This is a genomic window from Sphingobacterium cellulitidis, from assembly GCF_043187465.1.
GTDB lineage: Bacteria > Bacteroidota > Bacteroidia > Sphingobacteriales > Sphingobacteriaceae > Sphingobacterium > Sphingobacterium cellulitidis.
Map to the genome: position 1 here is coordinate 1,842,791 of NZ_CP171136.1, position 12,540 is coordinate 1,855,330.

Annotated in this window: 8 protein-coding genes; all 8 read left to right on the forward strand. The window is 42.7% G+C overall.

Features of this window, described 5'->3' with window-relative positions; translation table 11 throughout:
• The first annotated feature begins 5 nt into the window (after positions 1–5).
• The 8 genes from ACF3OC_RS08025 to ACF3OC_RS08060 all read left to right on the forward strand — a co-directional run bounded on the left by ACF3OC_RS08025 (position 6) and on the right by ACF3OC_RS08060 (position 12,517).
• Entirely contained in the window at positions 6–206 is a 201-nt protein-coding gene (locus ACF3OC_RS08025; protein ID WP_392471315.1) for a hypothetical protein, read from the forward strand.
• Complete coding sequence (locus ACF3OC_RS08030) at positions 199–3,750, forward strand: hypothetical protein (RefSeq protein ID WP_392471317.1); 3,552 nt, start codon at positions 199–201, stop codon at positions 3,748–3,750. Before ACF3OC_RS08025 ends, ACF3OC_RS08030 begins: the two co-directional genes overlap by 8 nt.
• On the forward strand, positions 3,737–4,252 hold the full coding sequence (locus ACF3OC_RS08035; RefSeq protein WP_392471319.1) for a hypothetical protein: 516 nt from the start codon (positions 3,737–3,739) through the stop codon (positions 4,250–4,252). The genes ACF3OC_RS08030 and ACF3OC_RS08035 overlap by 14 nt, the downstream gene beginning before the upstream one ends.
• A complete protein-coding gene (locus ACF3OC_RS08040) occupies positions 4,245–7,307 on the forward strand; it encodes a hypothetical protein (protein WP_392471321.1) in 3,063 nt (1,020 codons plus the stop codon). Before ACF3OC_RS08035 ends, ACF3OC_RS08040 begins: the two co-directional genes overlap by 8 nt.
• 87 nt (positions 7,308–7,394) lie before the next feature.
• Positions 7,395–9,821: a phage tail protein gene (locus tag ACF3OC_RS08045; RefSeq protein WP_392471323.1), complete on the forward strand. Its 2,427-nt coding sequence runs from the start codon at positions 7,395–7,397 to the stop codon at positions 9,819–9,821.
• Positions 9,822–10,009: 188 nt separating this feature from the next.
• Positions 10,010–10,837: a DNA adenine methylase gene (locus ACF3OC_RS08050; RefSeq protein ID WP_392471324.1), complete on the forward strand. Its 828-nt coding sequence runs from the start codon at positions 10,010–10,012 to the stop codon at positions 10,835–10,837.
• A gap of 111 nt (positions 10,838–10,948) precedes the next feature.
• A complete protein-coding gene (locus tag ACF3OC_RS08055) occupies positions 10,949–12,145 on the forward strand; it encodes a hypothetical protein (protein ID WP_392471326.1) in 1,197 nt (398 codons plus the stop codon).
• A gap of 141 nt (positions 12,146–12,286) precedes the next feature.
• Positions 12,287–12,517, forward strand: coding sequence for a hypothetical protein (locus ACF3OC_RS08060; RefSeq protein ID WP_094282670.1), 231 nt, complete (start codon positions 12,287–12,289; stop codon positions 12,515–12,517).
• Positions 12,518–12,540 lie beyond the last annotated feature (23 nt).

Sequence of the window (12,540 nt, forward strand, 5' to 3'; positions counted from 1 at the left end):
TTGGCATGAATAGCCCTTGGGGACTTTTTAACATGGTGAGCGACAAAAAAGGATGGACGCACGATTATATGATGGAAGGGATCAGCTGGGCAAACCTCCAGCTCTATCTGGCGGACCAGATACGACTCATCAAAAAATCTGAAATGATCCAAAAGGTAAGCAAGGAAGATATCAAGAAACACAGAGAAAGGTACAACAATGGATAAGGTAGAACTTGGTGTAGGCTGGACGGTCGACAACGAATCCCTCAAGGCGGGAATGGAGAATAGCAAGAAAGCCATTGAAGGGGTCGGACAGTCTATCGAAACCGTTGAAAAGAAAGTTACTGAGGGAATAAATAAGAATATCAGTAATGTTGGACTGCTTGTAAAGAATTTTGAGAGCCTCAAGATCCAGGCGGAATCCTATGGTAGGATCGTTGAGACTTCGATGGATCCAAAGGTTATTGCTGAATACAACGCAAAACTTAAGAATACCCTGGAAGAAATGGCTCGGATCAAATCGATCGGTATGGATGCCCTGAATCCCAATGTCAATCCTCAAAAATGGAACGGCCTACAGAACAGTATAAATCAGATAACACGTGAATTGCCTGCCTTTACCTATTCTTTCCAGACTGGTTTTATGGCCATTTCTAACAATGTGCCAATTGCCATTGATGAGATAAACAGGTTACGAGCCGCGAATCAGGCCTTGATCGCTTCCGGTCAGAAAGCTACTCCAGTTTGGAAGCAGTTTGTTTCTGGAATCTTTAGCTGGCAGACTGCGATGATGGCAGCTATAACCATCCTTACAGTATACGGTAAAGAGATCGGCGATTGGGTGAAGCGGGTTATGGGTGCAAAGGCCTCTTTGGACAGTTTGAAAGAAGCAAACAAACTTTTAGCTGCAGGAATGGGTGCGGCGGGCCAGGCAATTGCTCGGGCTACCATCGATGTTGAGGAAATGCGCAGGAAATTCAATCTTGCAAAAGAGGGCGTAATCTCAAAGGAGACCGCACTCAAATCCTATAACGACGGCCTAGGAAAGGTCCTTGGAAAGACACAGGACTTCAATACCGCTGAGGAAAGGATGCTCAAGAACGGAGATAGATATATCGAGTTAATGTTCAAGAAAGCCAAAGCAGCTGTCCTGGTCTCAAAATATACCGAGCAGATGGGTAAGGCTGCTGAAGAACTTGCTAAGTCGGACGAGGAAACCGTGAGTTATATCATGAGCGGCACAAAAAATAAGGGGCTCAAGAATGTCAAAGGTGAGGATATGTACACCGCAAATGCCAAAAGAAACCGTGAGGAGGCCGCAAAACCTTTCCAGGAAACCGCAGAACGACTCAAGGGACTGTGGAAGGAATCCCAGGATGATATTGAGGATTTTATCAAAAAGAACGGTTTAGAGTTCGATTTCAAGGAAGATAAGGACAAAACTGTATCCCAAATGGAGAATCTTTTCGACAGGATCGTATCCTCTAGGACGGAAGCTTACCAGAAGATTGTAGACCTGGACAGAGAATATGCACGCAAATCCATGGAATCGGATGAAGCGGAGATACAGGCGGTCAGGGACAAGTTTGCCGAAGTCCGGAGGATCATTGAAAAGGAAAACGACGAGATACAGAAGTACAATGAAAAGAATGCCTCCAAAAAGGGATTCAAACCTGTCAGTACTATCGATGTTTCCCAATTGGATCCGATCCAGGAAAGGGCAGTTAGCGAGGTAACCTATATTCAGGAGACCAAGAAGATCACAAAACAGATCGAGGTTCAGAAACGTCTATGGTCAGAATATGAGGATTACAGGAACAAGCTAGGAAAGGAAAAGGCAGATGAAAGGTTTAGGGATGAGCTTGGAGGCTTCGAAACCTTTTCATCCTACCTGAATTCTATAGCGAAACAGGAAGCCGAAGCGTTCGATGCCGTGGACAAGGGAAAGGCAACAAAGATCCAGCAGGAACGAGCTGAAGGTATCAAAAAGTCAATGGTTTCAGAAAAAGACGCCGAACAGAAAAAGAACACCGAACTGCTCGCGCTTCTCATCGGATATGAACAGGCAAGAAAGAACTTGGTTGCCAAATATGAAGAAGAGCGGACAAAAATTCCAAAAGAAGCATCTGTAGAAGAAATTGCAGCTTTTGAAAAACACTACAAGGAGCAGATCGAACAGTTGGACGATGCCAACGTCCAGAAGCTCACCTCCTATAAGGACCTGTTTTCCGGAATCGAAAAGCTTTCGGATGCATCGGCCCGCAAGGTTATCGCCAATGCCAAGAAAATGCTCGCCTCGGATACGGCCATGTCCGCTGAAGAGAGAAAGAAGATTGAAGCAGCTATAAAGGAAGCAGAAACTTCGCTATCAGGCAGGTTGCCAGAAAGGATCAATAAAGTTGCGGACGAATTCTCCAGCATAGCATCCAGTGTATCATCTGTCAACCAGGAACTGGGTGACATGATCGGTGTACTGTCAAATGTGCTACGGGCAACTGCAAACATCAAGACCGGATTCGATGACCTAAAGAAAGGCATCGACAACTATAACAAGAACAAGGCGGATGGTGGCGGTGGGCTCCTTGGATCCATTAGCGCAATTGCCGGAATTGCCGGACCTGCAGGACAGATCGTAAGTGCGGTATCTTCAGTGGTATCCGGAGTGATAGGTATTTTCAAGGCGTCCAAGGAATCCGCAAGGAAAGCCGCTGAGGAGATGCGGGAGTACAAGCTCTCTGTCCTGGAGGGTGAAATGGAGCACAACAGATTGCTCCGGGAACGTGCCAGGTCACAGCAAGATATCAACGATCTGACGCTGGAGGAACTGAAGCTCCAGCAAGAACTGCTGAAGAACCAATCCGCAGCGGCATCAAACGACTTTGAAAGCCTACTGGACAGAATCCAGCGAGAGGGACAGCAGATCACCGGTCAGCGCACCGAAAGGTACGGTGGATTTTTGGGAATCGGCAAGAAGACCCGGGTGGTCGACATAACCAAGGGCATCGGGGGTTATTCCTATGAGGAACTCGAAAAGCTCTACGAAACCAACAAACTGACCGAATCCACGCGCAAGCTCTTCGAGATGCTCCGCGCCTCCAAGCAGGAAATGGACGAACTCGGAGATTCGGCAGCGGCCCTGGACCTGGAACAGCTCGACAGGATGAGCGGAGGACTTACGGCTGAATCCATTTCGGGAAAGATCAAGGAAGGCCTGAAGGACGGACGTCGTGCCGTCAAGGACTTCTCCACAGACCTGGAGGATATGATCGGAGACGCATTGCTCTCGGCCATGTCCTACACTGCCCTGGATGCGCCATTGAAGGAACTGGTGGAGAAATTCAGACAGGATGCCAAGGATGGACTTTCGGAAGATGAGATCAATAAGTTCCGCGAGGGTTACGAGGATATCGTCCAGTCCGGCATTGATGCCATCAAGGAAATCGAAAAAGTTACCGGCAAGAAAATCGGTAGCTCCGGAAGTCTCGGAGCCGAAGCGGGAAGGATAAACCGGACAGTTAGCGAAGATACGGCATCTGCCATCCTTGGCTTCGAGCGTGCCAGGTTCGACCTGGCCAAGCAGCAGCTCAATGCCGTTCTCTCTGCTTTGGATTTTGAAAGCAGGACCTATGGCCAGATCATCGAACAGGTCAAGTACCTCAAGGCGATCGAACAAAACACGAAAGATACGGTCAGCGAACTCAAGAACGTCGTGTCGGAACTAAGGAATATAGGGAAAAATACGAAAGGAGGAATCTATGCCGGGGGTTGATATCATGATCAATAACTATGACCTGGAGCAGGCCTTTGGAATCTGCCTGGAGGAAGGTGGGCTGGATGCTTTTGAAGTTCCCGCGGCACCTAAAGAGCCCTTCTATAATGAATGGTTCGAAGAGCCCGGAAAGGACTATGACCAGAGCGCTCCATTCGTGCTCTCTCCAAGGACCATCGACATCCCTTTTTTGATAAAGGCCGATACCATGGAGGATTTTAGGCTCAAGAAAAGGCAATTTCTGGAACTGATAGGTATCAATGGGGAATTCTCCTTTCAGATCCTGGAATGGGGCGAAGCCTTCAAATTGCGGTACAAGGAGATAGTTGACTGGAACTTTATCAATGTTGGGATCGATTCGGAGACCTCGGCGAGGTTCGTCCTGCGCGCAGAAGATAACCATGGCGTCAGTCAGCAGTTTGCCTACCTGGTGGACGGCGGTCGCAGGTATTTTATAATCAATAAAAATCAAAGAATTTTAGTAAGGACAAGCTATGAGTAATTTTGTTTTAGATCAGAATACACCACTGGAGCCTGCGGATAATATCCATGGCTTGGTGGCAGTCAAGCATGATGGTTTGGGCGGTGCTATCGGCCTGAGCGAGGTTGCAACCGAAACTGCAAAACAGGTCGGCGGCGCCCTGAAGTTGAACGGGAATGTACTTCCTGCCCTAGGTACTGGCAATGTTTATCTGGAGGTATTGGGAGGTCCTACCGGAAAAACCCTGACTTATCCAGGTGCACCTCCTATTTCTGTTCCAGCATATAGTATTGTAAAACTTTTTGGTGAAGGCGCAACCAATACATGGACAAAAGTAGATGAGTCTCCGCTTCCCAAGGGTGCTGACGGCAAGTCCGCTACGGACTGGGCGGCACAGGCATATTCCAATGGTGCACAGGTATTCTATGATAAGAGACTTTTTGAACTTGCTCCAGGACAATCAGCTGTGGCTGCGGATGTACCAGGTACCTCGGTTAAATGGATTGAAAAAGTAGGAGGCGGTGATGATGAAAAATGGATAGTAGACGTACTGCCATATGATGCTATTAACGATCTAAAGTGGACTGATGATTGGTTTATAAACTCGTACGGCACTGGTATATCTGAAAACGCTGGTATGAGATATGCGACCGTTAAGGTAGGAGCAGGAACTACTGCAGATATTTATTGGTTCGGTTACGACGGGGCATTTTTTGCTGGGGTGTATGCTACTACTGAAATAAAAAACCCCCTACAAACTTTTGGTGTTATGGGGCCGGGTGGTAGTCAAGGAAAGACGGTGCAAATAACTAACGACGGATATCTAGCTCTGAATTTTCCTAAAGATAGATCTTTATCTGGGTACAGTATATTGCTTAGACCCACAAACCCTAACACGTCACTAAAGAAGGAAGTTGACGCTGCATATCTGGACGCTCGTATAAAGAGACAGGCCGATAGGTGGAAAACATCTTACGTCAAAACAGATATAAGTAACGAATTGAATTGGAGGTCTGGGTATATAGATAAGAACGGGAACTTTAATAACGACGGAGGGTTTAATTATACTCAACCTAAACTATTTAAAGCCGGAAGCACTATTAGCGGATTATTACTAAGTGACAGTTCTAAAGCACTTATAAACGCTTTTTCTTCCGAAGACATTTCTAGTTATATAGGCCCATTAATGGAATTTCCTTTTTCGGAAGGCAGTTACGTCCCTTTTGAAATAACTATAGACACGGACACTTATGTATCTTTTCAGGGGCACTCTGGCAGCCGATATTGGCCTAAAGAACCTAGGAAGGTTTTTATTACAGGACCAGAAGTAAGAGAGAGTGACGCTCAAAAATTAGTCGATGCAACGTCGGTTAAGTCTATTAAGAATAAGAAGGATATAACACTGACAATGTCTAATACGGGGATGATAGACGGATTTCAAGATAATCAACTAAAACCTGTTTCTTGGCCCGGCCTATCTTTGCAGTCACAAAATATAGATATAGCCGGATTCAATTCAGTAGAACTTACGGCCGTATTGAACATTGTGGGAGGCTCGTTAGCTGGGTACAAAAGAGGTTCTAACGGGAATCCAGATGAAGGCGTTTGGATATTCAACTCTTCATTTGCAGGTGTAAATGACGGTGTTCAGTTAAACAATCGTCAGGTAGATTTACCCATGGACAGGGGTATAGACTATATTAGATTAACTCTAAGAGGCGAGCCACTAGCTAGATATACTCCAAAACTTACCCTTATTAATAAGCAAATAGGGGAAATATCAGTACAAGACGTATATGAAATGGCTAAGGCAGGAGATACTGCATTAACTGAATTAAGGGAGGTTTTTATAGATAGGCCAGACTTCATGGAGATTCACTTGGACATAGAAATACCTACAGACGCGTCTGACAACAGAACCAAAACAAGTGGGACTGCTAGGTTTATGGTTAACGGAAAACCAGTATTACAATCTAAGTGCAAAATGAGTATACAAGGTCATTTTACCGCGAATTACCTTAAAAAAGGGTTTACGTTTGATCTATTAAATTCAGAGGACAAGAAACTGAAAGTTAAGATAGGCGATCTCATAAGCACCGATAGTTTCCACTTAAAATCATACGCTACGGACAGGACCCAATCTAAGGATGTTTGTACAGGCAGGGTATGGAGAGCCATGTTAGCCACCTTTGAATATCCTTTAAACAAAGTAAACAACAAGGTCATTGCCCTTAACCCATCGCCTAGAAAAAATGAAGCTTGGATATCAGACGCTAAATATCACACTGATGGTATTGTAGTTGGGCTGTTCAATAGAGGTTCTTTTTATGGTTTATATACACTTAGGCTCAAAAAGACTAGAGAGAATTACGCTTTAGATAACGAGAATAAAGATCATATATACCTGGATTCTCTTACATATTCGTCAAGGATATCAGAGCCATTCAACCATACAGAGTGGGAGGCTAAAAGCCCTAAAATGGAAGGGTACGGTGGTGAGATTTCGCGCGGCGTCGGAGATGTCATACCAGACCCAGTTGTCTTAGCCAACATAACTAGGTTATTCGATTTTACTAGCCAGATTAATACTAGATGGACAGAACACGCTGATTATATAATACTGCCTTACTGGGTTGTGTACGCTATAATAATAGAAGTTTTTGGTCACTGGGACATAGACGGCAACAATGTTAACCTTATAACATGGGATAGCAAACACTGGGCCATAATACCATACGATATGGACCACGTGCTAGGTAGTACTGGAAGCCAGAGTATATTAACTTTTTCCAACTGGGTATCCAATGCTGATGGATGGGGGACGTTTAAAACCAGATATGCACCAGAGATAAAGGCAATGTACACTAAGTACAGGAGAAATGGGTTCTTGACAGTAGAGAACTTAATGCCTTATTATGTCAATCATACTAAACATGTACCGCGGGAAATGTATGAGGCAGATATAGCTAAGTGGGCTTCAATATATTCCAACAATGAGCCAACAATAGAGCAGATGATGGTATACTTGAAATCTAGGTTTACATTTTTAGATACTCATTGGTTATTACCTGCGTAGAAATATAATAGCGCTATCCACGTTTATCGATAGCGCTATGGGGATTTTGGCTATTAACGATTTTTTTTATCCTTAGACTTAATTGAAGTGAAAATAGACATTTATAGAAAAGTAGCCCAGATTGCACAACTTCCCATACAGGATTCAATTTATTCAAAGAAGCTCCAGTCTGAACATACCCTTGCATTCACCTTCGATTCGGCCGAAACGGTTGATCTGCTGGTCGGTGATACGCTTACCTATAAAGGTGAGTTAATGACGCTAAACAGACCGGCAAACGTTGCGAAGATCCACTCCAGGCTCTTTAGATACGAAGCCGTTTTCGAAGGTGTGAGGCATAGCCTAAAAAGATGGATCCTTCAGGATGAGGGGTCTGTCATCTTTCCCTATACGGCGGATCTGGAAACCTTCATGATGATGTTTCTGGAGTCGGTGAATGCAAAGGATCCGGAAGGTGGCTGGAGTATTGGTGACCTAGAACAGGTCGAGCCGTTTACTCTTTCCTTCAGGATGACCAATCACCTGGACGCCTTGAACATGATTGCCCAGGGCGCGGGGTGCGAATGGCAGATGGCCGGTAAGCAGATCAGCATAAAGAAGCAGGTCGGTCAGCTGACCACGATCTCCCTTTCCTATGGAAAGGACAACGGTCTGTATAGTCTGGAAAGGAAACGGATCGACGATACCGGAATAGTGAATTTCGCTTATGGAATCGGTGGGGACAAGAACCTTCCCGTAGACTATCCCCATGACCAGTTCATGCTGGAAATGCCCGTTACCGACCAGGTGAGTATCGATGCAAACGGTCTGCGGGAGGATTATTATGAGAATCCGGAAATATACCCCAAAAGAACTGGTACCATATCGGCAATCGGTCAGGAAGATGAAATGCGCTTTACCGTTCAGGACAGTACACTTGACTTTGACCTGGAGGGACAGCGGATATCGGGCACCGAGGCGATGATTGTCTTTACCTCAGGCCCGCTCAACGGACAGGAGTTCAAGATCATTAGCTATGACCATTCGATTAAGGAAATTCGATATGAGGCTAACAAGGACTCCAATGGTAATATATCGCCAAAGGGCGGATATGCATCTGAGGTCGGCGATAGTTACATCCTGCATGGCATAAGGATGCCGGACACATATAAATTGGCAGCTCTTACACAGCTTGAGGCGGAAACGCGTGCATATGTGGAGAGAAACAAGGTCGCAAGGGTTGTCTATGAACTTGGAATCGATATTCTTGATGCAAAGAGAAAGGCAATATTCCCACATGAAGGCGACTATGTGCACGTAACGGATACATCCCTTGGAATAGATGAAAATGTCCGGGTAACTGGGATATCCCACAGCGGGATGTTTCCCGATCTGCTGGAACAGGGAATGGAGTTCACGTGTGAGCTGAGCAGGGACCTCACTTATAACCTATCTCAAAAGATCGAAAAAGATATCAGGGAAACTAAGGAATCTGTCAAGAAAGTCGGAAGTGCCTCAAGGGAAAATGACCGCAGGACAATTCTTGCATTGAACGAATTCAGTAGAAAGGTCATCGATCCGGACGGAAAGCTGGAACAAGCACTAATAGAGGCCATTGTCGGTTTCTTTGGAGCACAGTCGATGATCTATGACCTTGAAGGAGTGACCTATATCGAGAACGTGGCGGGCGATCCAAATGCATTTTCCATCTCAGGAGGCACACTAATCCATAAGGTATATGAGTATGCGCCGGATATGTATGAATGGACGCTTGCCGGACTATCGGTCACTGACCTGGATCCGTTGAAACAATATTATGTTGCTGCAAAGTGCAGCAGGACTTCGGGCATCGGAGAATGGTTGGTAAGTGAGGACGAAATGCCTACCGAACAGGATCCAGGCTATTGGTACTTCAATCTTGGCCTACTGTCATCTGTGATCAAGGGACGCAGGTCCTTCCAGTCAACAAAGGGATATACGATAATTTCAGGAGGTCAGATTATAACAGATTCGATAACAGCATATCATATAAACGTAGAGAAACTCTTTGCTCAGGAAGTTGAGGCGATCAACATGACCGTTACAGGCAACAGTAAGATCGGACCGTTTTCAATAGATACAGAAGGGCTCTATTATTATGTCGCAGGTACCGAGCAGATCAGGTTTCGGATAAACCGGAATGGAATTCAGTGGATCAATAGCCGTATGCTTCCGGGACCATTACCAAAGGACTCATCGATCAAGATAGGACTCACCAGTGCACTTGTGGACATCCTCAACGAGGGTAACACATCGCGCGATACTGGAATTAGGATAAACATGCCTACTGGAGGTTCATATAGGGCCATAGAGGTGCTCTCCGGGAATTCGACCTTCAATGGTCAAGTTCGGATGCTTCAGGACTTCAGGATGGACGGAAATGTTTTCGTCGGTACTGAACAGGGTATTTCCGGAACCTTCCAATATAGCTACGGGTCAACGAATTATTACATGGAATTTGTTAATGGAATTCTAGTGGACCAGGGACTGGTCTAGTCCCAAAGGAGGAAAAAAGTCCTCCGACATTTTTAAAACTTTCTCACGATTCTAAAAACAGCTTAACAGCCTGACAGTCGGAGGACCAAAGTCTTCAGATCGTCAGGCTGTTTTTTTTGAATCAGAAATCGTGAGAAGTACAAATATAGAGTTTAAAATGTATTTAATTATTCTTTAAAGTAGAATTAATGAAAACACCGATATCATACTACGGAGGAAAGCAAAATCTTGTTTCTATTATCCTGCCATTGTTTCCAGAACATAGAACTTATACTGAGCCGTTTGTTGGTGGTGGCGCTATTTTTTGGTCAAAGAGGCCGAGCGAAAGCGAGATCATCAATGATTACAATCGGGAGCTAATCAATTTCTATGAAGTGTGCAAGAATGAATTCGTGGACCTAGAAAAGATGATCAGGATCAGTCTTCACAGCAGGTCGCTCCATGCCGATGCTGTTGTAATGTATGAGAATCCCCATCTTTTCACTAGGGTGCAACGTGCTTGGGCAGTATGGGTATTGGCGACTCAATCATTTAGTGCTATGCTTGATGGAAGTTGGGGATATGATACTAAAGGCGGAACTACATCTAAAAAAGTAACAAATAAAAGGAACACCTTTTCTGAAGATTATGCTATCAGATTGCAAAACGTCCAAATAGAGAATACCGATGCTTTGAGGGTAATTAGAAGCCGTGATCATAAAGAGGCTTTCCACTATTGTGATCCTCCGTATTTCAATAGTGATTGCGGGCATTATGATGGATATTCAAAAGATGATTTTGAAAACCTTTTAAGAACCCTTCAGGCATGCGAAGGTAAGTTTTTGGTATCGTCGTACCCAAGCGAAGTTCTAAGCGATTACACGGCTCGGAATGGCTGGAGTACCAAAACTATAGAGCAGACTGTGTCGGTAGCAAATGGAACCACTGGAAAGGGAGGGAAAAAGAAGTTAGAGGTATTAACTGCTAATTATGATTTATTTAATCCTAAAGATTCCTTGACCTTGTTCGATAATTGATCTAAAAGGATATTAATTTGGAGAAGCTTGTATTCATCATATGCATCTATTGGAAGGTTGAAATGTTCAAATTTTTTTACATTTGGTTTTAAAAATTTGAACATTTCGTTTTTGCGTTTATACATATTAAATAAAAACAATGATAACCAAGTATATGTCTTCGAGAATATTGACGAGCCCAATAGATTGATTAGGAACGATTTTTTAAGTTATCTCGATAAATCTCAAAGTAGAAGCATTATGAATTCCTTGGCTTATTCCAAGAATAGAAATAAAAGAGTCGCAAGGGGATTAATAAGTTTTGGAATTGGGGCAAAAATGTTGATTCAAAATGATCTGGTTGAAAACATTTCTATAAATGAAGCCAGAAACTTCTCTAGCATTTATGATAATTTCCTACCTAATTTAAGGATATATTATGATAAAAATTTTGGAGGAAATATAGATAGGTTCGAGCTGGAATATAAAAGATTAATAAAAGTCCCTGAAATATCTCAGAAAGTTGCTTTAATTGACACCGCACAAAAGGACTTTAATTTTGGTGGAAATATCAATCTTAAACCTGAAAATTCAGATAACTATGAGCTGAAATACAGTAGGCACAGAATCGAAAATAAAACAAGCCACAACCTTGTTTTCAGATATAACGTAATCCATAAACAAATAATTGATTCAACAATTGTAAATAGTTTGGGAGGTAGGACACTCTATAATACTAATGGTAAAAAAGCCCCTGAATATTATCTAAATTATGATTTCAGATCCTCATTTGACGGAAATATTCCTGTAAACATTATGGGATATTTAAATAGCGCGATAAAAGAAAAATCTTATTATTTCAACCAAGAACTATTTTCCTTTAAGCAAGAAAGTATTAACTCTTATCTATCTGTAGGATTCAAGTTTAATGATCTGCTGGACTTTAACCTTAAAGGAGTAATGAATTCTTACTTCAATTCTTTTTCATCATCCAATACCTCCTTAAAGAATAAGTACCGACATAGCAGTATTAGCTTTGAAACTGGTTTAACAGCATTTAAGGGGATGTATTTTTTAGCAAGCTATAGCTTTATAAATGATAACTCTTTTTCTGTAAACCAAAGCAAAATAAATCTTTTGAACGCCCATCTATCTTTTAGAACATTAAAAAAAGAGAACTTAGAAATTAAAGTTTCTGCATATGATCTATTGGGACAATGGAAAGGTGTTCGAAACTATGGATATAATAATATTATAGGGCAATCCATTAATAATAATCTACAACAATATTTTTTGCTTAGCTTATCCTATTATTTGAGGAAAATTTAAATTATAAAAAATATTGTGGAAAGAAGAGCTTAATTGAGAAATTCCTATTTGATGCGTGTAAAAAGAAGATTTTAAGAATTAGGATATAATTATGTTAGTTTAGTTGATTATAAAGCTCTCTAACCGTAATTATAATAAATAATGAATTTTATATATAAAGATTTGATGGTAAATGAACGACTTTTTGTAAGTGACCTTATAGATGCTTTTGGCAATGCAACTAAACAGGATGATATCGAAAAAGTTGTAGAGATTCTAAGAAAAGTGGAGATTAAGGATAAATCTGCAATTGAGGAGATATTAAAAGAACTTGGTTTTTCAGAAAGGATTTATTCTAAAAGTTATTCCCACAAGGAAAGAGGTAACAGCTAATACGGGAGCTGTAATTTTCTTTT

Coding starts and splice junctions, on each gene's coding strand:
- ACF3OC_RS08025 (WP_392471315.1), top strand. CDS start 6: ATGAATAGCCCTTGGGGACTTTTTAACATGGTGAGCGACAAAAAAGGA.
- ACF3OC_RS08030 (WP_392471317.1), top strand. CDS start 199: ATGGATAAGGTAGAACTTGGTGTAGGCTGGACGGTCGACAACGAATCC.
- ACF3OC_RS08035 (WP_392471319.1), top strand. CDS start 3,737: ATGCCGGGGGTTGATATCATGATCAATAACTATGACCTGGAGCAGGCC.
- ACF3OC_RS08040 (WP_392471321.1), top strand. CDS start 4,245: ATGAGTAATTTTGTTTTAGATCAGAATACACCACTGGAGCCTGCGGAT.
- ACF3OC_RS08050 (WP_392471324.1), top strand. CDS start 10,010: ATGAAAACACCGATATCATACTACGGAGGAAAGCAAAATCTTGTTTCT.
- ACF3OC_RS08060 (WP_094282670.1), top strand. CDS start 12,287: ATGAATTTTATATATAAAGATTTGATGGTAAATGAACGACTTTTTGTA.